Raw genomic sequence first — 21,072 nt, 5'->3', positions numbered from 1 at the left:
TCAGCTCCAGTCGACCGGCAGCGAGGCGAGCCGGTTGACGAGCAGCCCGGTGTGCATCCGGATGTCCCCCACCGGCACGGCCAGCCGCAGATCCGGGAAGCGGCGGGCCAGCGCGGAGAGCGCGATCCGCAGCTCGGCCCGTGCCAGCGGGGCTCCGAGGCAGTAGTGCGGACCATGGCCGAAGGCCAGGTGCGGGGCTGCGCGCCGCTCGGGGTCGAAGCGGTCCGCATCGGGGAAGCGGCTCTCGTCCCGGTTGGCCGAGCAGATCGCTCCGATGACCGCGCTGCCCGCCGGAACCACCCTGCCCGCCACCTCGACCTCGGCCGTGGTGACCCGCAGGGGACCCCCGTCGCCGATGGGATTGATCCGCAGCAACTCCTCCACGAGCGTGCCCAGTTCCTCCGGCGAGCCGGGCACCAGGGCCAAGCCGCCGTCGTGCCTCAGCAGCGTGAACACCGAAGCGCCCAGCACCCCGACCGTCGTCTCGTGCCCGGCGACGAGCAGGGTCATCGCCATGGTGATCAGCTCGTGCTCGGCCAGAGGCCCGTCCTCGTCCCGTACGAGGACCAGCGCGCTGAGCAGATCGTCGCCCGGCCGCCGCCGCTTGTCCTCCACCAGCTGTTGCAGATAGCTCACGAGCGCCAGCTTGCGCTCCGTCATCTGCTCGGGAGAGTGTGCGGTGAGCGACAGGATCGCGTCCGACCAGCCGCGGAACAACTCCCTGTCCTCGAAGGGGACTCCGAGCAGCTCGCAGATCACGGCGACGGGAAACGGGAAGGCGAACGCCTCGTTGAAGTCCACCGGACCGCCCCGTTCGGCCATGACCTCCAGCAGACCGACCGCCAGCTCCTCGATACGAGGCCGCAGCAGGTCGACACGGCGCGCCGTAAAGGCACTGGAGACCAGGGAGCGCAGCCGGGTGTGCTCGGGCGGGTCCATGGTGAACAGACCGCCCGCGTCGAATGGGACGGCGGTGAGTTTCGGCGCCTCGGGAAGCACCGTGGCCGCCCTGCTGAACCGGGCGTCGGAGAGCACCGTACGCACATCGTCGTACCGGCTGAACAGGTACGCTCCGTCACCGCTGGGCATCACGACGTCCGCGGCCGGAGCGTCGCTGCGCAGTCGCGCGTACTCCTCGGGGATGCCGGTCGCCGACCGGCGTGGGGGCGGATAGCTGCGCACGGCTGATTCCTCGGGCATGACCACACCGTCCGACCTGCGACTCGGGTTGTGCTCGAGCTGGTGTTCAGAGCGACTCGGAGAGGTATTGTCAGCCTCGCTGATGGCAGGCTGGGGGAGGCCGAGTGCTGCGTGAACCATCGCACATGATCAGAGTGGTTCTGGCCGAGGACATGCACATGGTTCGGGGGGCACTCGTCGCTCTGCTCAATCTCGAGCCCGACATCCAGATCGTCGCCGAGGTCGGTACGGGAGGGGACATCGTGCCCGCGGTGATGATGCACGACCCTCATGTGGCGGTGCTCGACATCGACCTGCCCGGGATGGACGGCCTCTCGGCAGCCGCGGAGGTGCACGCGAAGCACCCGGCGTGCCGCACGCTGATCCTGACCGGCCTCGGCCGCCCCGGAAATCTGCGCCGGGCCCTGGAGGCGCAGGTGTCGGGGTTCATCCTCAAGGACGCACCCCCGAGCCAACTGGCCGACGCGATACGGCGGGTGTCGGTGGGGGAGCGGGTGATCGACCCGCAGCTGGCGCTGGATGCCTGGGCCGCGCGGGACAATCCCCTCACGGCCAGGGAGACCGAGGTGCTGCGGATGGCGGCGGACGGGGCCGAGGCACCCGACATCGCCGGACGCCTGTATCTGACGGTCGGGACCGTACGGAACTATCTGACGACGGTCGTCACCAAACTGGGGGCCCGCAACCGCGTCGACGCGATCCGTATCGCCCGGGAGCAGGGCTGGCTCTGAGCACCCTGCCGACCGGGCGGGGACCCGCAACCCGAGGTTCGCGGAGAATGCTCAGACGGCGCTGCGCGTCCCCTCGCCGGACTTGCGCAGCCCCTGGTCCACCAGCAGCCGCGGCCGGGGCACCCGACGGCTCACCCCGCAGTCCAGTGGCACCTTCGCCATCAGGTGGAAGCAACCGTCGTCCCGCACGCCGGCGGTGAGTCCGCCGCCGATCGCCACGACACGTGCGGAGAGATTGCCGAGGCCGCTCCCGTCGTGCGAGGACGGCCCACCGGCGGGGGCCGCGACCCCGTCGTTGCTCACATGCAGCAGCACGGCGCCGTCCCCCGCGCTGTGCGCCTTGATACGGCAGTGCCGAACCGAGCTGTGCCGCAGGATGTTGGTGATTCCTTCCCGCAGGACGGTCGCGAGGACCGTACCGACCTGGTCGGGCAGGTCCACCAGCGTGCAGTCGACGTCGATGTCGATCCCGGCCGCGCCGAACACCGAGCGTGCCGAGGCCAGTTCGGCGGGGAAGGACATGTCACGGTAGCTCCGGGCGACCTGCCGGGTGTCGGCGAGCGCCTGCCGCGAGATCTCCAGGACCGTCGACAGCTCCTCACGCGCCCTGGCGGGATGCTGGTCGACCAGACGCAGCGTCAGTTCGCTCCGCAGGGTGATCGCCGAGAGGCTGTAGCCCAGCAGGTCGTGCAGGTCGCGGGCGAACCGCAGCCGCTCCTGCTCCACGGCGAGGCGGGCGATCTCCTGCTGCGCGCTGCGCAGTTTGGCGACCATTTCGGAGAGCGAGGTCAGCCCGTAGACCAGCGCCGCGACCATGACGGTGGAGATGCCGATGTAGGCGACGTCGAGGTAGGTCTTGCCCGACCAGGCGGTGGTCAGGCTCATCGTGCTGATCACCGCGAGTCCTGCGCTCACCCACGACCAGGGTGCGCGCAGGACCAGCAGCAGCGATCCGGCGAGAAAGCCGGTGATGCCGACCCATGCCGTGCCCATGAGCAGAATCGGCGGGTAGCTCAGCACGATCTGGACGGCAAGGATCCAGTACTGCTGACTGCGCTTGAGCCGTACCCGTCTGGGCGCGGAGAGCACCACCTGGCAGACGAACATGCCGAGCAGGGCAGGCACACCCACGAAGAGTTCGGAGAGGCTCTGCCGCACGGTGAGCAGATGCAGGGTAGCGGCGGCCAGCACGCTGCCCAGGGCGATCATCAGGATTCCCAGGGCGATCCTGGGAGCCAGGCCCGCGTCTCCGCCGGGCCGGGGCATGGCCGGATCATGGCGGTCTGCGCTGTGCAAGTGCTGTCTCTCCTGGGTTCGATTCACGTCATGCATGAGACCCCCGTCGCACCGCGAAGCGTGCTTCAGATCCTAGGCGAGCACTGCGGGGCCGTGACTGTCATTACTAGACAAACAGCGGTATCGGGTTGAGTTCCTCGTAGGGAATCGGTGTGGTCCGCCGTCCCAGACGTACGGGTACGTCATAGAGCCTTCCGGGACCGAAGCGTGCCCAGAAGTGGCGCAATCCGGGGACCAGCACCTTGACTGCCGGGAGTTCCAGATCCGGGCGCGTCTGGTCGAGGACGAGCAGTTCCATTCCGCGCTCCCGTACCAGCTTCTCCGCGGCCCGGATGTCCTCCAGCAGGTCCGCACGCAGCGTGTAGCCGTAGTCGGCGCGGCCCATGGCAGGCATTTTCCGGTCGGGCCCGAGATAGGGCTGGTTGGCGAGGGTCCGCCGCGTGCACCAGTCGAAAAGTGCGGGGTCGTCGGCGCAGGGCGGCTCCAGTACGGCGGGCAGCAACTGGTTCATCTCGGTCAGCGCCCGGCGCAGCGCGATATCGGGATCGAAGTGGCAGCCGAACCCGAACATGATGTCCTCCTCCCGCTTGTCGGTGCGGCGCGAGACCGCAGCCATCGACGGAATGCCGAGGTCGGAGGTGAGATCGAGGACCCAGAACTCCCGCTTGAGCAAGGCGTACTCGGCACGGATCCCGTCGATCCACGGGTCGGGGAACGAGTCCAGGTCCACTTCGGGCTGCGAGGTGCGGTTGTACCACCACAGAGCCACGGAGTCGCGCTCGACCAATTCGAGGAAGCCCTGTAGGACGGCGTCCTCGAGGCTGCTGCCCGCCGCGTTGCCATTCGAATCGGCCAGCGTGAAGCACGGGCCCTTCGCGGGCGGCGGGGTGAAGTACAGCATCCCGGTCGGAACCATGCGCCGGCGCCCCTGGGTGACCGACCAGACCGGCGTCCAGTCGATGGGCGCCTTCTCGTCGAACGGGTCGCAGATGTACTGGAACGAGGACTGTACGGCGTTCCACTGCAGGCGGCCCGCGTACTGCCGTTCGTGGTACAGCTGGCACTCATTGGGATGGATCGCCTCCCCGGCCAGCTCGGTGAAAGTGGCGCGTATGCGCGGCTCATCGCCGTGCAGGGTGGCTGAGTAGCGCTCCACCGCCTCGCAGAGCGCGCCGACCTTCGCGTCGAGTGCCGTGACCCCCTTGCCGCCGCTCTGGCTGCGCAGACTGGCCCGGAACGCCTTGAGACTGCGGTGTGTCAGTGCCGGATTGGGGCCTGAGTGGTACGAGTTGAGAAAGTCGGGGCAGCCGGGCGCGCGCTGAAGAGAGCCGACCACACCGGTCACCCTGCCCACGAGGTGCTCGTAGCGCGCCAGGACCTGCTCGGCCGTCAGGGCCCGGTGACCCCCGCCGGTGAGGGCCTTCTTGGGGCGCGGAACGAGGGTGACGGGCTGCAGTACCCGGTCCCCCACCAGACGGGGATCGCCGCATTGGGGACATTGCGGCCGTCGGCTGACGGGATGTGCCCGGATGCCCAGCTGGAGAGTGTCCAGAAGTCGTATGGCCAACTGGCTCTTGTCGCGGTAGCCGGCAACCCATTTCGCCGCCTCCACAGCGATCGCCTGCAGTGCCAGGGAGCGGCTCGCGGCGATGGCCGCGCGCGGCGGTCCGGGCGGTGACGACAATCCGAGCGCCTCGCCCACGTGGTGCTCCGGCTGCCGGTGGTGATGCAGCCGGTAGGCCATGCAGTTCCAGCAGGGCCCCTGGCCCGGCTGGAACACCGGCCCGATCCATGGCTGTACGCCGTGCGGCTTGGCGAGCAGCCACGGCCGGCCGGTGCGGCGCTGCTCCTCGTCGATCTCCCCCAGCCGGGGCAGGAGATAGTCGTCGCACAGGACGACCGTCAGGGCACAGCCGTCGGAGCCGCTGAGAGCGACCCCGACGTCGAGAAAGGCGTCCCGGGTGGCCGGCCCGCTCTGACACGAGAGGTCGACCAGGTACACCCGGCCCCGCGTCAGGGCGTCCCCCGCGCTCGTCGCCTCAAGGCCGGCCGCATCCCAGAACGCGGCTGCGTCCTTGTCGGGGGAGTCGGCCTGTAGCGGCGCTGCGCACCCGGTCACCAGATTCGCCTGTGTCAGTTTCCCCAGGAGACTGCCGAGTTCAGAAGGCGACAGCAGGCCCCGGGTGTCCCGCACGAGCGCGGGCATGTCCCTGCTGCCGTCCAGCAGAGGAGCGAGGACCGCCACGGCCTCGCCCTCCAACGCGGTGACACCCTGTTCGGAGACCAGATAGGTCGCCTCGCCCGGTACGACGGCGGTGGTGAGGTGTCGCCTGAACCCGATTCTTGGCCAAAGAGAATCCACGTCGGCTCACACGGGCAGGGTGCCGACGGCGCCCGCTCGCACCGGCTCGGGGACGAAGTCGAGCCTCGTTCCGCATGTGCAGGGCTGCGGTTTCACCCCCGGAACGGCACAGGCCGGGTCCAGCTCTGCGGTGGAACTCAGGCTGATGATGGTGACTTCGGTGTCGGCCTCCGCCGGCAGAGCGGGAATCGCACTGTCGGTTGTGGTCGGAATACCGAATTCGGCGAGAACATTGCGCGGCTCCAGGGCGTACCGCAGTGCCAGTTCCGGCTGCAGGAAGCTGCGCGCGACGAGTTCGGCGAAACGCCAGTCGTGTTCCACAGAGCCGGTGCAGACCCCTTGAGCTGCGGTTCCGCTGGGCGCGTAACCAGACATCATGGTGCTCCCATCGTGATGTGAACGGTGCCGGGTGGTGGTTGTCCCGTGCGGATGTTCGGCTGCGCATACGAGAGCAGTGTGCGTTCGGGTGACTTGAATCGAACAGTGGAGACGTCATCACCCTGGATGTGAAGATTTCATAGGCCTGATCCCGGTGATCTCCATACCGGGGTTGTGAGCTGGTCACTGTTCCTCCCCCTGTGCCGCGTGGGACTCTCCCGGAAACAGCTTCTCGACGACGAGGAACTGTCCGACGGGGTGAGGAAAAAGGCCATGCCGAACCGGGGGCGTACGGTGCGAGTCGAAGTGCTGGGAACCTTCCGCGGCGAGGCCGCGGGAGTCTCCGTGCTCCCCACCGCCTCCAAGCCGCGTCAGATCCTCGCCCTCCTCGCCCTGAACGCGCAGCACATCGTGCCCGTCCCGGTCCTCATGGAGGAGCTCTGGGGCGCGGGACCGCCGCGCAGTGCGCCGACGACGCTGCAGACGTACGTCCTTCAGCTGCGCCGCAGACTGCGCGCGGCGGTCCCCGGGGCAACCGGTGTCTGGGACAAGAACGTGCTGGTGACCCGGCACGGCGGCTATCTGCTCAACGCGGAGCCGTCCGACATCGACGCCCTGGAGTTCGACCGGCTCACCCGCGCCGGTCACACCGCGTACGAAGCCGGGGACATGGCCGCGGCGTCGGGAAGTCTCACCGCGGCCCTGGAGCTGTGGCGCGGCCCCGTCCTGGCCGACGTACCCCATGGTCGTCACCTCGGCATCGAGGTGACCCGACTGAGGGAGAGCCGGCTCGGGGCACTGGAGCGGCGCATCGGCGCCGACCTGTGGCTGGGGCGGCACAGGGAAGTCCTCGGTGAACTGTGCGCGCTGTGCGAACGCCACCCTCTGCACGAGAGCCTGCGGGCACTGCAGATGCTCGCCTACTGCGCGGACGGCCGCTCCTGCGATGCGCTGATCGCCTACAAGAGCCTTAGGGAAACCCTGATCGAGGAGCTGGGCCTTGAGCCCTCTCCGCGCATTCAGCGGCTTCACCAGGCCATCCTCCGAGGTGAGGAAGCCATGGACGTGTGGAGCGGCTCCGGACGTCTGGGCAGTGACGGCGAACTCACCGGCTGACGCGCACCCGGAACACCCGCTCCCTCTCGCTCCAGCTCCGGTCAAGCGGCCTTCCAGCGACGGTCGTGACGATCGGGGCCCGCGTAGTCGAGAACCGGTGCGGTGTGAGGAGGCGACGTGAACCACTATCTCGCGGTGTCGCCCGGAACCTGGGAGCTGCCCGAACCGACGCTCCGGCTCTTCTGCTTCCATCACGCGGGAGCCGGAGCGCTCACCTTCGCACGCTGGCGCCCCCGATTCGCCGCGGACGTACAGGTGCTTCCCGTACGCCTGCCGGGCCGCGAAACCCGGCTGCGGGAAACCCGCATCGTCGACGCCCGACAACTGCTCGGCGAACTCGACACCCACCTGGGCCCGTTGCTGGACGGTCCGCACGCCTTCTACGGGCACAGCCTCGGCGCGCTGGTCGCCTACCGGTTCGCGCTCAGGCGCGTACGGGCCGGGCACCGGCCGCCCCTTCTCGTCGGTGTCGGCGCCTGCGCCGCGCCCCATCTGCCCACCCCGCTCGTCGAGCAGGCAGATCTGCCCGACGACCTGCTGCTGGCCGCGCTCGCGCGGTACGGCACCCTGCCGCCCTATCTCTTCGAGCGGCCCAAGTGGCTGAGCATCCTGCTCTCCACCATGCGCGACGACCTCCAGCTCGCCCGCAGCCTGCGGGACGGCCCGGGCGACGCGCTGCCCAGCCCTCTGTACGCCTATGCGGGTGCCGAGGACAAGGTCGCCACCGCTACGGCGGTCGGCGCATGGAGCCGCTACACGAGCGCCGGATTCGATCTGCGGACGGTCCCCGGCGGTCACTTCTTCGTCCGTGACGCGGACCTGCCCATGTTGCTCGCGGCAGAGCTGCGCCGTCTTGCCACACCTCATCCGATCGTCTGAGCCTGAACGCCTCGAAGGGGGTAGCGGATATGGACATCAGCGTGCTGGGGCCGTGCCGGGTCGTCCAGTCGGGGGTCTCTGTCGTCCCCACTGCAGTCAAACCACGCAAGGTCCTTGCCCTGCTCGCCATGCATCCGGACCAAGTGGTATCGGTGGGCGCACTGGTGGAGGAGCTGTGGGGCGAAGCACCCCCGCGCAGCGTCCAGACCACCTTGCAGACCTACATTCTTCAGCTGCGCAATCTGATCGCCGCGGCCATCGCGGGCACCCGCCGGCCCGAACTGCCCAACGGCGCCAAGAGCATCCTCGTCACCGAGTCGGGCGGCTACCTGCTCGACACCCAGGGCGGTGTGGTCGACGTCAGCGAGTACGAACGGCTCGCCGGGAGCGGCCACCGCGCCCTGGAGAGCGGCAACTGCTCCGTGGCGTCCGACTCCTTCCGCAGAGCGCTCGCCCTGTGGCGCGGCCCCGCACTCGTCGATGTGCAGTGCGGAGACCTGCTGGAGATCGAGGCCACCCGGCTCGAGGAGTCACGCCTGAGCATCCTCAACCAGCGCATCGAGGCCGATCTGCGGCTCGGCCGCCACCATGAGCTGGTGGGCGAGCTCTCGGGCCTAGCCGCCCAGCATCCGATGCACGAGGACACCCAGGGGCAATTGATGCTCGCCCTCTACCGCTCCGGCCGGCGCGGCAACGCCCTGGAGGTCTACCAGCGGCTCCGTTTGGTGCTCTCCCAGGAGCTGGGGCTCGACCCCTCGCCCCGGCTGCAGCATCTTCAGCGCGCGATGCTGGAATCCTCACTCGAACTGGAGATCCAGTCCGAGCCCGTCCGGATCGGTGTGGGCGCGGGCATGGGCATGGGGGCGGGTGTGGAACGCATGCTGCGAGCTCGCTGACGCTCATGCCCCGGTGGCGTGGAAGCCGCCGTCGACACACACGATCTCCCCCGTGGTACGGGGCAGGAAGCCGGAGAGCCGCTCGCGGGCCAGGACACGCGGGCCGCGGCGGGACCCGGTCCGAGGGCGTCCCACCACGAGCGGGTACGGATCCTGCCGTCGCGTCACCGCCCGCCCGCCTCCTCGGGCGCGGCGGCACCGGTGGGCCCCGCCCAGGTCAGCACCACGTTCTCGGTGGCTCCCGCCCCGCCGACGCTGATCACACCGCGGGACGCACTCAGTGAGGCGTCGTCGGGCAGATAGCGCGCCCAGCAGCCGCCGGGCCGGTCGCCGAAGAGCATCGGGCTGAGAACGGGCGTGACGCGAGCGGTGAAGGCGCCGCTTCCGTCGGTGAGTTCGAGGGGACACGTGGACGGCTCCACATGCTCCTGGATGACGCTGTCCTCGGCGGTGAAAGCGGCCTCGACGGCCTGCCGCCAGTCCTCGGGGGCCGTGTGGCGGCCGACGAGGACTTCGCGGCCCATCATGCCGATGGCCTCCTTGAGCACGAACCGTTCCCGACGGGCGAGCACGAGCTCCGGGAGCTCGTGCTCCAGGCCGCGCCATCCCGTGCGCCCCGGGATCGTGATCCGGGTCCAGGGCAGATGCCGGTCGGCGACGCGGCGCTCGGCGCGGGTCATCCAGGGACGGCCCTCCGACACGAGCGCCAGGGCCTTCTTGTTGGCCAGCAGTCCGCTGCTCTGCGGTGGCAGCATCAGGAAACCCGCCCGCTGGGCGTCATGAACCGGACGCAGGCTCTGTCCGCGTTCGGTCCAGTCCGCCGTGGCGAAGGTGCGCAGCCCGAGCGGGTAGCGGAGGTTCCCCGGGCGGCCGAGCGCGCCGGGCAGCCGGTCGGGCTCGAAGAAGTCGGCGGTGAAGCCACGGCGGCGGAACTGCTCCAGCTCCCGTTCCTGGAAGCGGATGTCCGCGTCGTCCTGGAGGTCGCCCGGACTTCCGACGACGGCCACGGCCCGCGGCAGCCCGCGGCTTCGGCACACATCCTCGAAGGCCCGCACGCGGGTCACCAGCGGATCGTGCCCGAAGAAGCGCTCACTGTGGGTGCGCTGCCACACGGCATTCAGACCGTGCGACTCGTTCGGCCCGCCGAAGGTCCCGCTGAAACTGAACCCCAGCAGCCGCGGACCACCCTCACCGATCACGACGTCCGGGCGGGCCATCATCGAGCAGTACGCGGTTTCGGTGTTGTCCTGCCCGGACAGCAGCGGATAGTCCTCCGCCCGAGCCCCGAGCGCCTCCGCCCGGGCAGGCCAGCTGCTTCCGAGGGCAAGCACCGCGCGGCGTACGAGCGCCAGCAGCGTCCGGGAGACGTCGAACAGTTCGTCGTACGAACGGCGCGGCAGCACGAACGGCTGCGCCGGCAGCCATGGCCCGGGCAGCGAGACGTCCAGTCCGGCCAGCTCCTCGCGCAGCATTGCCGTGACCTCGCAGGGCGACGCCGTCCGCAGAGTCGACGGCTCGGGCCGCTTCGGGTCGTGGAACCACGGATGACCGGCCCCGGCCGGGACCGGGGCGGTGCTGGTCATGGCCGCCGCCCACGGTGCGACGATGCGGGGCCCATGGCGCGGGCAACGACCGGAAGCAACTCCTCCATGCCCGTCGCCCGGGACAGCGCGGCTACCACTGTCATACCGGAGTGCTGAACCCGTTCGGGTGTCTCGGTGGTGTCCATGTCAGGCTGACTCCTGATTCTGATGAGGAAGGAAGAGGCAAAGGCGAGGGGCGAGTTGGACGGCGCCCTGCCCGAAGCGCCCGAATGCGGCGGCGAGAAAGCCGCCGAGTGAAACCCCGAGGCCGATTCCCGCGGAGAGACAGCCGAACATTCCGCGGACTTCGGTGTAATGGTGGAGTGCGGAGAGCGGAAGGAAGAGATCACCAGCGGGCCGCCCATGGCGTAGCTGCGGGGGTCCCCGCGGTGGGCAGGGCGAACAGGGACAGGGCACGTCGGAGCAGCAGCCGGTTCCGCGGGGACTCACGCATAGCGGCGCTCCTGGTGAACGATGCTGACGGCCGCTGCACGCTAGCCGGACGCTCTTGAGGACAGCTGGAGCTGCCCGGCGCGGCCCGGGTGAGCACGGCGTTCCCCGAAGCGCCGTCGGCGCTCACGCCGGCCGCTCCGGCCGCCTCGGCCCTCGGCTGTGCGCAGCGGCGGCCCATGCAGCCGCCGGGCCGGCCGCCGAAGGGCATGGGCTGAGGCCGGGTCATCCAGGGGCGGCCCTCCGAGAGCGCGCGTGGGTATTTCCATGGCTGCCGAATCTCTGCCCCGCCGTTTCTCCATTTCCTTCTGGACACATATTCCTTCTGCTGTTTACTCTGTTATTCATCGCTGCACCGGGCCGAGTTGCGGACTCATCTGCCGAGAGCCGCAGAAAAACTAGACGGAAGGTCTCGAGAGAGGCTGGAGCCCTTCCGCATGCCGCCGGTTCGTCGGTTCCGCCGACATCCCCTGTGCCGCGAGGAGACAGCGCGATGAGCCATCCGTCCATGCCGGTTCTGGAGTCGTTCACCCGTACCTGGCCCAACCTCGAAGCCGCGCACGAGATGGCGATGAGGACGGCCACCGCCCTGCTGAGCTGCCGCGACGAACTCCTGTCGCTGCTCACCCGGGTGGCCACCTACAGCAGCGCCCGCGACGAACTCCTGCGATCCGTGGGGGCGTTGACCGGCGCGCCCTGGGAGCTGGCGCGTAACTGCCCGCCCCAGCTGTCGCGGCTTTCGATCTTTCTGCCGTCGAACAACATCCTCTACTCCTATGCCCTGTTCGGTCTGATCCCCGGTCTCTACTGCGACGAGGTGGTCATCCGCCCCTCCGCCCGCATCCGGGACACCGCCCACGCCGTGCACAAACTGATCAGCAGCCGCCTCGACCCCGACCTCGCCCGGCGGATCAAGCTGGTCGACGTCTCCCGGCGACAGTTCAAACCGATCTGCACCGAGTCCGATGCGGTGGTCTTCACCGGCCGGCCCTCCACTGCGTTGGACGTCATGAAGTCCGTGGGCGACCGGCCGCTCTTCTTCGTCATGGGCTCGGGGCCCAACCCCCTGATCGTCGGCCCCCGGACCGACCCCGGCGCCGCCTGCCGCGCGATCTTGCGGGCCCGCCTCTACAACTCCGGCCAGGACTGCCTCTGCCCGGACGTGATCTTTGTGCACCGGCTGCGCCTCGACGCGATCGTGGAGCAGCTGCGCGCCGAACTGTCCGTCCTCACCGTCGGCGCACGCAGCTGGCCCGACACCGTGCTGACCCCGCTGGTCTACGACGGCGCCGCACAGGGCGCCGCCGCGTTTCTCACCGAGAACGCCGACCACGTGGTCAGCGGCGGCGAGGTGGACCTGGAGCGGCTGCTGGTCGAGCCGTCGCTGCTGGTCTTCCCTGAGGGTGTGGACTTCCATCCGCCCGAGCTGTTCGCGCCCGTCTTCTGCATCGTGCCGTACGAGGACCCGGAGATGCTCCGCGAATGGGCGCACAGCCCGCAGGAGCTGGAGCGCGGCATGTACGTCTGCGCGCTCGGCGAGCCGCGGCTGACGGGAGAGACCCTCGGCACCGGCGTGATCAGCCGCAACGCCACCACGCTCGACGCCGAGAACGGCAACCAGCCCTTCGGCGGGTACGGCGTGCACGCCAGCAGCATCCGCCGCGACGGACGGCTGATCGGCCGACCGCTGCTCCTGTCGGCGGAGGCCGGGCTGCGGCAGTCGGTGATCACAGGACCGCTGCGGTGAGCCTCATGACCCGGGCGGGCGGGCACGACCGGTTCCGTCCGGTCCGTGACGACATCTCCTGGCGCAGCCCCGACCTCGAGCGTGTGCGCACCGTCGAGCTCGATGATTTCCTTACTTCTCACCTCAAGTTGGACGGTGGATCGAGCAGAGCTCCAGCGCTGCCTGCCACGGTTGTGACCAGCCCGCCAACCGCAGGGCTTTTCAGCACATCCCACGAAGGAGGCCGACGGTGGCACACCGGACGCTCATAGTGGCTCGGATGGAGCCGGGCAAGGCCGGCGACATCGCCAAGATCTTCCAGGACTCGGACTCCAGCGAGCTGCCCCACATGATCGGTGTGACGCGGCGGTCGCTGTTCGCCTTCCACGATCTCTATTTCCATCTTGTCGAGGCCGACGAGGACATCAGCCCTCGTCTGTACCAGGCTCGCAGCCACCCGCTGTACGACGACATCAACACCCGGCTCGCCGAGTGCGTTTCGCCGTACGACCCCAACTGGCGGGAGCCCAAGGACGCGATGGCGCAGCCCTTCTACATCTGGACCAAAGACGGAGGCCGGATCCAGTGAGCGAGTTCACTCTGGCGGAGCTTGCCGACAAGCTCCGCGAATGCGCCGGTGAGTCCGAGGGCATCGACCTGGACAGCGACGCCGTGCTGGACGTCTCCTTCATCGACCTCGGCTACGACTCGCTGGCGCTGCTCCAGGTCACCGGAGTCATCAAGCGCGAGCGTGGGGTCGAGCTCTCCGACGACGCCGTGGTGGAGGCCGAGACCCCGCGCCTCCTGCTGAAGATGATCAATGCCAACCTCCCTGAGGCGGCATGAGCACGGACGACGGCCTCACCACGGGTCTGACCGGCAAGCGCGTGCTCATCACCGGCGGCACCCGTGGCATCGGACGGGCGACGGCTCTGGCCTTCGCCCGTGCCGGGGCACAGGTGGTGGCCGGGCACAGCAAGGACGGCGAGGCCGCCGAAACACTCGCCGGGGAGCTCACCGGACTCGGCGCGGGCCATCTGACCGTGCGCGCCGACGTCACGACCGCCGAGGGCGCGAGGAAGCTCGCCGAAGCCTGCGAGGAGCGGTTCGGCGGGCTCGACGTGCTGGTGAACAATGTCGGCGTCGACGGGCACGCAAAGTTCGGTGATCTCGAAGTGGCCGACTGGCAGCGGCTGTTCGACCACAACGTCACCTCCGCCTATCTCGTGACGCAGGCCGTGCTCAACCTGCTCGCCGAAGGCTCGTCCGTCATCAACATCGGCTCCTCGGTGGCCCTGCGCGGCCGGCCGTTCAGTGCTCACTACTCCGCGTCCAAGGCGGCCCTCGTCGGCTTCGGCCGGGCGCTGTGCAAGGAGCTCGGGCCGCGCGGCATCCGCGTCAACACCGTCGCTCCGGGCGTCACCGAGAGCGAGCCCGGCGGGGACCTCCCGCCGCAACTGCGGGAGCGGATCGCCGCGATGACCGCACTCGGCCGGCTCGGCCGCCCCGAGGACGTGGCCGGCGCGGTGCTGTTCCTTGCGGGGGACGCCTCCCGCTATGTCTCCGGTGCCACGATCACCGTCGATGGAGGAATCTGATGCCGTACGCAGCGATCACCTACCGGGTCAAGCCCGGTCACGAAGACGAGATCGCCGACATATTCGCCCACTTCACGCGCGTGGACACCCCCGACCTCAAGGACGGCGACGGCGCTGCCGCCGGACGGTTGCTGGGCACCGGAGTGTTCATCAAGGACGACGTGATGGTGCGCGTCATCCACTACGAGGGCGACTTCGCGGCCGTCGGGCGGCATATGGCCACCCAGAAGGGCGTGCACATCCTGGAGGAGAAGCTCCAGCCCTATCTGGCCGAGGAGCGCGACACCACATCGCCGGCCGCGTTCGCGGCGTACTTCCGCGACGCCACCATGCGCTCCATCGCGCAGCTCACCGTCGACTCCCACCCGGCGGGGGCCTGAACCCCATGACCGAGGTGCTGGGGACAGCGGTACTCCTCGGCAGCGGTGTCACCGCGGGAGTCCTCTTCGCCGTCGCGCTGAGCGTGCTGCCCGCGCTCTTCGCCATGGACACGGGCACCTATGTGTATGCGCACAAACTGCTGGGCCGCAACTGGGACCCGACCATGCCGGTGGTCGTCCTCACCTCCACACTGCTCACCGCGGTCCTCGCCCTGACCGTCGACGACGGCGCGGCCCAGGCACTGTTCGGGGCCGCCGCGGTGCTGCTGCTGGGTGTCTCCGCCGTGTCCCATCTGTGCAACGTCCCGATCAACCGCCGGGTCAAGTCCGTCGAGAACCCGGACGAGCTGCCCGCCGACTGGGAGGACCCGCGCCCGCTGTGGCGGCGCTGGCACCTCCTGCGCACACTGCTGGCCGTCCTGGCCCTGGCGCTCAACGCCGCGGCGGTCGCCACCCTCTGAAGGACCCGCACACCGAACGGCCCTGTGCACAAGCCCTCCCGGGCCTGTGCACAGGGCCGTTCGCCGTTACCTCACGATCTCCATCTGGCCCATCATGCCCATCATCTGATGACCGAGCATGTGGCAGTGGTACATGTACGGGCCGGTGTAGTCGGTGAACCGCAACGCGATCTCCGCCGACTGGCCCGCCATCACCGTGATCGTGTCCTTCAGCCCCGCCTCGCCGGGCGCCGGCGGCCGGCCGTCACGGCTCAGCACCCGGAACTGCTCCAGGTGGGGGTGGAGCGAGTGCGGAATGCCGAGCGTGTCGGAGTTGCGGATGGTCCACACCTCCGTGACATTCAGCCGAGGGCGGATGTCGACGCGGCTGATGTCGAAGGGCTTTCCGTTGATGAGATGCTGCCCGCTCGCCGGGTCGAAGGCGAGATGGAAGTCCCGGCGCACCGCCGGCGTGCCCAGGTCCGGCGCGGGCCGAAGCGCCGCGGGCACCGAGCTCGGATCCGGGGCCGTGCGCACCACGTCGAACCGCATGACCTCCGGAGTCTCGCCCTCGAAGGCGGCCAGGTTCTCCAGCACCAGCTCGGTGCCCACCGGGTAGCGCGAGAAGTCGACGACGACCTCGTTGCGCTCGCCCGGCCACAGCGCGAGCGCCCCGGTCGGCGCGGGGGCCGGCAGCAGGCCGCCGTCGGCCGCGATCTGGACCAGTTCCGCGCCCGCCTGCGTACCGTCGCTCAGCCGCAGGAAGAAGCCACGCTCATTGGCGGTGTTGACCAGCCGCAGCCGGTACTTGCGGGCCGCGACCTCGAAGTACGGCCTGGGGCGGGCGTTGACCAGGATCGTCGGCCGGTCCTCGGGCCTGTGCATGTCGTACACGAGCGCGTTGTTCTCGTCGAACTTCGCATCCCGCAGCTGCAGCACCACGTCGTACTGCCCCTTGGGGAGTGGCAGCTGCTCCTCGAAGCGGTCGGTGAGCAGGTAGGTCGCCGCCAGGCCGCGGTAGATGTTCTCCGCATGCGCGTGATGGGTGTGGTCGTGCATCCACAGCGTCATGGCGCGCTGGGCGTTCGGGTAGCAGTAGGTGCGCCGGCCGCCCGGTTCGATCTGGTCCTTGGGGTGGCCGTCCGAGTGGACCGGCACATGCCCTCCGTGCAGGTGCAGCGCGAACGGCTCGGCCAGCCGATTGCCCAGCTCGACGACGACCGGACGGTCCCGGTGGGCCACGATCAGCGGCGCCAGCGTGCCGCCGAAGCCGCGGATCCTCGTGCGGGCACCCGGCAGGATCGCCGCCTCGCCCTCCTGCGTCACCAGCCGGTACAGATCACGGCCGGCGCGCCGGGCCGGGCGCAGTGGCCTCGGTACCGCCAACGGGACCGTGAACGCGGCGGTGGCGGCCTCGGCCGAGCCGGGCCTCCCGCCGACGATCAGTCCGGCGGGCGCCGCCACCAGCAGCCCCGCTGCCGCGCCTCTTCTGAGTAACTGCCTGCGGTTGAGCACGAATTCTCCCTCAGTTCGCTGACCGGGCCGGAGCGTCGCGTACGGAGATCTGCGCCATGCACGTGAGCAGCGACCGCTTGAAGGTGGCCACGAAACCCTCGACCGTTCCGGTGTCCCGGGGCCTGGTGAGATAGGGGGCGAGCTTCTCCTCGACCTCCCGCACACCGGGCTGCGTCGCCATGTGCCGGGCAACGGCGTCCAGATCGCCGTCGTACTCGATGAAACGGACCATGGTGTCGTCGCGGATGAAGACGGCGGTGGCCAGAATGCGGGCAGTCTCGCCGCCCCCCTCGCCCTTGACGACGGGGGAGCCCACCCGGCGGAAGGCGCCGAAGATCTCGCTGATCTCCTTCTCGTACCCGGCCTTGATGTCGTACGTGATCGCGGCGAACGGCATGCCAGCTCCTTCAGGTGGGCGAAGTCTTGCCTCGCCAATACGCCGCATCCCGCTCGCCGGGTGCTAGAGCGCGAGTACACCCGGATCCCGCCCGCGACGGCCGCTTTGCGTCAACGCGGCTTCGAGCAGCTCTGTAGGCAGGACTGCGAACGTGCTGGCGCTGAAGAACAGGCTGTTGAGGAGGCCGGCAGTGACCACCGAGATCACGCGGACCGTCCGGGTCCACGCCGACGAGGTCGAGCACAACACTCGGCGCGGCGGCGACATCCGGACGACGCTCAGCCCCAGGACCGTGGGGTGCACCTCCGGTTTCGGCGGAGTGCTGAGCCTGGAACCGGGCGACTTCATCACCACGCACTACCACCCGTACTCCGAGGAGTTCCTGCATGTCGTCTCCGGAGAACTGGAGATGACCCTCGACGGGACGCCCATCGGCCTCGGCCCGGGCGACTCGCTCCTCGTACCCGTCGGCGTACGCCACCGACTGGTCAACACGGGCAAGGAGACGGCACACGCCGCCTTCCACCTCTCCCCGCTCGCCCCGCGCCCCGAACTGGGGCACGTGGACGTCGAAGAGGTCCAGCGGCCGCAGGAGCCCAACCCCCAGGTGGGCGGTGCCGCGTGAGCCGGCGGGCCGTCATCACAGGAATCGGGGTGGTGGCGCCGGGCGGGGTCGGCCGCGAGGCCTTCTGGGACCTGATCTCCGCCGGCCGCACCGCGACCCGCAGGATCACACTGTTCGACCCGTCGTCCTTCCGGTCCCAGGTGGCCGCCGAGGCCGATTTCGACCCGGTGGAGGCCGGACTCTCGCCGCGCCAGGTCCGCCGCATGGACCGGGCCGCGCAGTTCGCCGTCTGCAGCGCCCGCGAGGCGGTCGAGGACAGCGGCTACGACTTCGCGAACACCCCGCCCGAGCGGATCGGCGTCAGCATCGGCAGCGCCGTCGGCTGCACCATGGGCCTTGAGGAGGAGTACGTCCTGCTCAGTGACGCGGGCAAGCACTGGCTGGTGGACCACACCTACGGAGTGCCGCATCTGTACGGGTACATGGTGCCGAGCACCCTGGCCGTCGAAGTGGCGTGGGAGGTGGGCGCGGAGGGACCCGTCGCCCTGATCTCCACCGGCTGCACCTCCGGACTGGACTCCATCGGCCACGGCGCGCAGCTGATCGAGGAGGGCACCGCCGACGTGGTGCTCGCGGGCGCCACCGACGCCCCGCTGTCCCCGATCACCTCGGCCTGTTTCGACGCCATCAAGGCCACCTCGCCCAGCAACGACGACCCCGAGCACGCCTCGCGGCCGTTCGACCAGAACCGCGACGGCTTCGTCCTCGCCGAGGGCTCGGCCGTGCTGGTCCTGGAGGAGAAGGTGTCCGCCGAGCGGCGCGGTGCGCGGATCTACGGCGAGCTCGTCGGATTCGCGGGCCGCAGCAACGCCTTCCACATGACCGGACTCAAGGCCAACGGGCGGGAGATGGCCGAGGCCATCCAGGTCGCACTCGACCAGGCCCGGCTCGCCCCCACCGCCGTGGACTACATCAACGCCCACGGCTCGGGCACCAAGCAGAACGACCGGCACGAGACCGCCGCCTTCAAACGCTCTCTGGGCGAGCACGCCTACGACGTACCCGTCAGCTCCATCAAGTCGATGGTCGGCCACTCCCTGGGCGCCATCGGCTCCATCGAGGTCGCGGCGTGCGCGCTGGCGCTCGACCGCCAGGTGGTCCCGCCCACCGCCAATCTGCACACCTCCGACCCCGAGTGCGATCTGGACTATGTGCCGGTGACCGCCCGCGAGCACCGGATGGACGTGGTGCTGAGCGTCGGCAGCGGCTTCGGCGGCTTCCAGAGCGCCATGCTCCTCGCCCGCCCGGGTGTGGTCCGAAACGGGAGGAGCTGACGGTGAGCAGCACCGCTGCACAGGCCCCGGTCGTCACCGGCCTCGGCGTCGTCGCGCCGACCGGGCTCTCCGCCGAGGCCCACTGGGCCTCCGTACTCGCCGGGACGACGGCCATCGGGCGCATCAGCCGCTTCGACCCGTCGGCCTATCCGGTGCGGCTCGCCGGCGAGGTGCCCCACTTCGTCGCCAAGGAGCAGGTGCCGAGCCGGCTGATTCAGCAGACCGACCGCTGGACCCATCTGGGGCTGGCGGCGGCCGAGGCCGCGATCAACGACGCCGATGTGCACCCGGCCGAACTCCCCGAGTACGAACTGGCCGTGGTGACCGCCAGCTCCTCCGGCGGCACCGAGTTCGGCCAGCGGGAGATGGAGAGCCTCTACCAGCACGCCCCCGACTGGGTCGGCGCCTACCAGTCGATCGCCTGGTTCTATGCGGCGACGACCGGCCAGGTCTCCATCCGGCACGGGCTGCGCGGCCCCTGCGGAGTGATCTGCAGCGAACAGGCAGGCGGCCTCGACGCCATCGGACAGGCCCGGCGGCTGATCCGCGGCGGTTCCCGTCTCGTCGTCACCGGCGGGACCGACGCGTCACTGTGCCCGTACGGACTGACCGCCCAGCTCTCCACCGGACGGCTGTCCACCGTGCAGGACCCCACCCGCGCCTACCTGCCCTTCGACTCCGAGGCCTCGGGCTATCTGCCCGGCGAGGGCGGCGCGATGCTCCTCGTCGAGAGCGCCGAGGCCGCCGAGGCCCGCGGTGCGCAGCAGATCTACGGCCGAGTGCTCGGCTATGCGGCCGGGTTCGACCCGCCGCCCGGTTCCGAGCGACCGCCCGCCCTGCGTCGCACCATCGCCGCCGCGCTCGCCGACGCGGACCTCGAACCGGCAGCCGTGGACGTCGTCTTCGCCGACGCGTTCGGCGTCCTGGGCGACGACCTCGCCGAGTCAGAGGCGCTCACCGCCCTCTTCGGCTCCCGAGGCGTCCCCGTCACCGCGCCCAAAACACTGACCGGGCGGCTCTACGGCGGCGGAGCCGCACTCGACGTCGCCACCGCACTGCTCGCCCTGCGCGACCAGGTCGTCCCGCACACCGTGGGACCCACCGCCCCGGCGCCCGGCATCGAGATCGATCTGGTGCTCGGCGAACCGCGCCGCCAGGACCTGCGCACGGCGCTCGTCGTCGCCCGCGGCCACGGCGGATTCAACGCAGCGCTCGTCCTCGGGCGCGCGGACTGACGCACAGGCACACCGACTACCGGGAGGAGGCCGCCATGGCGGGCCACACCGACAACAGCATTGTGATCGACGCGCCGATGGAACTGGTCTGGGACATCACGAACGACCTGAAGTCCTGGCCGCAGCTGTTCAGTGAGTACGCCTCCGTCGAGGTGCTGGACGAGCAGGACCGGGAGATCACCTTCCGCCTCACGATGCACCCGGACGAGGACGGCAACGTCTGGAGCTGGGTCTCACGGCGCATCCCCGACCCTGACGCCAGGACCGTACACGCGCACCGGGTCGAGACCGGGCCGTTCGAGTACATGCGCATCTACTGGGAGTACACCCAGGAGAAGGACGGCGTGCGTATGCGCTGGGTGCAGGACTTCCATATGAAGCCCGAAGCCCCCGCCAGCGATTCGGGGATGACCGAGCACCTCAACCGCAACACGGCCGTCCAGATGGACCTCATCAAGCAGAAGGTCGAGGCCGCGGCCACCCGCCGGGCCGAGGCTCGCTAGGAGGCGAGGTAGCGCATGCTCGCCTTCCTGGTCCCGGCGGTCGTGCTGCTCAACGGCCTCGCGGCCGGAGTGCTGTTCGGCACCCAGCTGGGCGGCTGGCCGCTGCTCGCGGCACTCCCGGCCGATCGATATGTCCATGCCCATGCCTTCTTCGCCAGCCGCTACGACCCGGCGATGCCCCTGTGCCTGCTCGGCACGCTGATCGGTGACATCGCCCTCGCCGTGCTGGCCCCCGACCGGGCGGTCCGGGTGCTGTTCATCGTCGGCGCGGTGCTGGCCGCCGTCACGGTCACCATCTCGCTCACCAAGAACGTCCCGGTCAACAAGTGGGTGCAGACCCTCGATCCGGACCACCTCCCGGACGACTTCGAGGCGATGGACCCCCGCTGGAACTGGGGCGCGTGGAACCAGCGGCGCAGCGTGATCACCGTGCTCGCCCTCCTTGTCAACTGCTCCGCTCTCGCCCTGCTGCTCTGACGCCCTGACGC

At 69.7% G+C, this 21,072-nt stretch carries 24 protein-coding genes; 15 read left to right on the top strand and 9 right to left on the bottom strand.

Annotation, left to right across the window (positions count from 1 at the left end):
• Nucleotides 1–1,200 (bottom strand): cytochrome P450, encoded by a 1,200-nt coding sequence (locus OG293_RS05135; protein ID WP_405997565.1) that lies wholly within the window; start codon nt 1,198–1,200, stop codon nt 1–3.
• A gap of 125 nt (nt 1,201–1,325) precedes the next feature.
• Between OG293_RS05135 and OG293_RS05130 the strand changes: the two genes are divergently transcribed.
• Nucleotides 1,326–1,931, top strand: a complete 606-nt coding sequence (locus tag OG293_RS05130; RefSeq protein WP_405997564.1) for a response regulator — start codon at nt 1,326–1,328, stop codon at nt 1,929–1,931.
• A gap of 51 nt (nt 1,932–1,982) precedes the next feature.
• Here OG293_RS05130 and OG293_RS05125 read toward each other — a convergent pair whose 3' ends face one another.
• The 3 genes from OG293_RS05125 to OG293_RS05115 form a co-directional block, all read right to left on the bottom strand.
• A complete protein-coding gene (locus OG293_RS05125) occupies nt 1,983–3,227 on the bottom strand; it encodes a sensor histidine kinase (RefSeq protein ID WP_405997563.1) in 1,245 nt (414 codons plus the stop codon).
• Nucleotides 3,228–3,333: 106 nt separating this feature from the next.
• Nucleotides 3,334–5,589, bottom strand: a complete 2,256-nt coding sequence (locus OG293_RS05120) for a TOMM precursor leader peptide-binding protein (protein ID WP_405997562.1) — start codon at nt 5,587–5,589, stop codon at nt 3,334–3,336.
• A gap of 6 nt (nt 5,590–5,595) precedes the next feature.
• Nucleotides 5,596–5,910 carry a hypothetical protein gene (locus OG293_RS05115; RefSeq protein ID WP_405997561.1) on the bottom strand — a complete coding sequence of 105 codons (315 nt, stop codon included), beginning with the start codon at nt 5,908–5,910 and terminating at the stop codon, nt 5,596–5,598.
• Between the two features lie 351 nt (nt 5,911–6,261).
• On the opposite strand from OG293_RS05115, the gene OG293_RS05110 reads away from it, so the two are divergent.
• The 3 genes from OG293_RS05110 to OG293_RS05100 all read left to right on the top strand — a co-directional run bounded on the left by OG293_RS05110 (nt 6,262) and on the right by OG293_RS05100 (nt 8,858).
• Nucleotides 6,262–7,083 carry a BTAD domain-containing putative transcriptional regulator gene (locus OG293_RS05110; RefSeq protein WP_406003506.1) on the top strand — a complete coding sequence of 274 codons (822 nt, stop codon included), beginning with the start codon at nt 6,262–6,264 and terminating at the stop codon, nt 7,081–7,083.
• Nucleotides 7,084–7,200: 117 nt separating this feature from the next.
• Entirely contained in the window at nt 7,201–7,962 is a 762-nt protein-coding gene (locus OG293_RS05105) for a thioesterase II family protein (protein WP_405997560.1), read from the top strand.
• A 29-nt stretch (nt 7,963–7,991) separates the two neighbouring features.
• Nucleotides 7,992–8,858, top strand: coding sequence for a BTAD domain-containing putative transcriptional regulator (locus tag OG293_RS05100; protein ID WP_405997559.1), 867 nt, complete (start codon nt 7,992–7,994; stop codon nt 8,856–8,858).
• A 3-nt stretch (nt 8,859–8,861) separates the two neighbouring features.
• Here OG293_RS05100 and OG293_RS05095 read toward each other — a convergent pair whose 3' ends face one another.
• Genes OG293_RS05095 through OG293_RS05085 form a run of 3 tightly spaced genes read right to left on the bottom strand, consistent with a single transcriptional unit; the run spans nt 8,862 to nt 10,587 of the window.
• Nucleotides 8,862–9,026 (bottom strand): hypothetical protein, encoded by a 165-nt coding sequence (locus OG293_RS05095; protein WP_405997558.1) that lies wholly within the window; start codon nt 9,024–9,026, stop codon nt 8,862–8,864.
• The gene (locus OG293_RS05090; RefSeq protein WP_405997557.1) at nt 9,023–10,441 is read right to left on the bottom strand and encodes a hypothetical protein; all 1,419 of its coding nucleotides are present in this window, start codon (nt 10,439–10,441) and stop codon (nt 9,023–9,025) included. Before OG293_RS05090 ends, OG293_RS05095 begins: the two co-directional genes overlap by 4 nt.
• Nucleotides 10,438–10,587 (bottom strand): hypothetical protein, encoded by a 150-nt coding sequence (locus OG293_RS05085; protein WP_405997556.1) that lies wholly within the window; start codon nt 10,585–10,587, stop codon nt 10,438–10,440. Before OG293_RS05085 ends, OG293_RS05090 begins: the two co-directional genes overlap by 4 nt.
• A gap of 797 nt (nt 10,588–11,384) precedes the next feature.
• Here OG293_RS05085 and OG293_RS05080 point away from each other — a divergent pair.
• The 6 genes from OG293_RS05080 (at nt 11,385) to OG293_RS05055 (ending at nt 15,056) form a co-directional block, all read left to right on the top strand.
• Complete coding sequence (locus tag OG293_RS05080) at nt 11,385–12,638, top strand: aldehyde dehydrogenase family protein (RefSeq protein ID WP_405997555.1); 1,254 nt, start codon at nt 11,385–11,387, stop codon at nt 12,636–12,638.
• A gap of 229 nt (nt 12,639–12,867) precedes the next feature.
• Nucleotides 12,868–13,206: a TcmI family type II polyketide cyclase gene (locus OG293_RS05075; RefSeq protein WP_405997554.1), complete on the top strand. Its 339-nt coding sequence runs from the start codon at nt 12,868–12,870 to the stop codon at nt 13,204–13,206.
• Nucleotides 13,203–13,463 carry an acyl carrier protein gene (locus OG293_RS05070; protein ID WP_405997553.1) on the top strand — a complete coding sequence of 87 codons (261 nt, stop codon included), beginning with the start codon at nt 13,203–13,205 and terminating at the stop codon, nt 13,461–13,463. Before OG293_RS05075 ends, OG293_RS05070 begins: the two co-directional genes overlap by 4 nt.
• On the top strand, nt 13,460–14,215 hold the full coding sequence (locus OG293_RS05065; RefSeq protein ID WP_405997552.1) for an SDR family NAD(P)-dependent oxidoreductase: 756 nt from the start codon (nt 13,460–13,462) through the stop codon (nt 14,213–14,215). The genes OG293_RS05070 and OG293_RS05065 overlap by 4 nt, the downstream gene beginning before the upstream one ends.
• On the top strand, nt 14,215–14,595 hold the full coding sequence (locus OG293_RS05060) for a SchA/CurD-like domain-containing protein (RefSeq protein WP_405997551.1): 381 nt from the start codon (nt 14,215–14,217) through the stop codon (nt 14,593–14,595). Before OG293_RS05065 ends, OG293_RS05060 begins: the two co-directional genes overlap by 1 nt.
• Before the next feature lie 5 nt (nt 14,596–14,600).
• A complete protein-coding gene (locus OG293_RS05055; RefSeq protein ID WP_405997550.1) occupies nt 14,601–15,056 on the top strand; it encodes a DUF1772 domain-containing protein in 456 nt (151 codons plus the stop codon).
• A 66-nt stretch (nt 15,057–15,122) separates the two neighbouring features.
• Here OG293_RS05055 and OG293_RS05050 read toward each other — a convergent pair whose 3' ends face one another.
• Nucleotides 15,123–16,550: a multicopper oxidase family protein gene (locus OG293_RS05050; protein WP_405997549.1), complete on the bottom strand. Its 1,428-nt coding sequence runs from the start codon at nt 16,548–16,550 to the stop codon at nt 15,123–15,125.
• A 10-nt stretch (nt 16,551–16,560) separates the two neighbouring features.
• The gene (locus OG293_RS05045; RefSeq protein ID WP_405997548.1) at nt 16,561–16,947 is read right to left on the bottom strand and encodes a SchA/CurD-like domain-containing protein; all 387 of its coding nucleotides are present in this window, start codon (nt 16,945–16,947) and stop codon (nt 16,561–16,563) included.
• Nucleotides 16,948–17,137: 190 nt separating this feature from the next.
• On the opposite strand from OG293_RS05045, the gene OG293_RS05040 reads away from it, so the two are divergent.
• From OG293_RS05040 to OG293_RS05020, 5 genes are read left to right on the top strand one after another with little or no spacing between them, the layout of a single operon-like run.
• Nucleotides 17,138–17,572 carry a cupin domain-containing protein gene (locus OG293_RS05040; RefSeq protein ID WP_405997547.1) on the top strand — a complete coding sequence of 145 codons (435 nt, stop codon included), beginning with the start codon at nt 17,138–17,140 and terminating at the stop codon, nt 17,570–17,572.
• The gene (locus tag OG293_RS05035) at nt 17,569–18,846 is read left to right on the top strand and encodes a beta-ketoacyl-[acyl-carrier-protein] synthase family protein (protein ID WP_405997546.1); all 1,278 of its coding nucleotides are present in this window, start codon (nt 17,569–17,571) and stop codon (nt 18,844–18,846) included. Before OG293_RS05040 ends, OG293_RS05035 begins: the two co-directional genes overlap by 4 nt.
• A 2-nt stretch (nt 18,847–18,848) precedes the next feature.
• The gene (locus tag OG293_RS05030) at nt 18,849–20,081 is read left to right on the top strand and encodes a ketosynthase chain-length factor (RefSeq protein ID WP_405997545.1); all 1,233 of its coding nucleotides are present in this window, start codon (nt 18,849–18,851) and stop codon (nt 20,079–20,081) included.
• A 35-nt stretch (nt 20,082–20,116) separates the two neighbouring features.
• A complete protein-coding gene (locus OG293_RS05025) occupies nt 20,117–20,584 on the top strand; it encodes an SRPBCC family protein (RefSeq protein ID WP_405997544.1) in 468 nt (155 codons plus the stop codon).
• A gap of 15 nt (nt 20,585–20,599) precedes the next feature.
• Nucleotides 20,600–21,061 (top strand): anthrone oxygenase family protein, encoded by a 462-nt coding sequence (locus OG293_RS05020; protein WP_405997543.1) that lies wholly within the window; start codon nt 20,600–20,602, stop codon nt 21,059–21,061.
• Nucleotides 21,062–21,072: the final 11 nt, after the last annotated feature.

It is taken from the genome of Streptomyces sp. NBC_00829, from assembly GCF_045161795.1.
GTDB lineage: Bacteria > Actinomycetota > Actinomycetes > Streptomycetales > Streptomycetaceae > Streptomyces.
This window is presented reverse-complemented; position numbering and strand designations above follow the sequence as displayed.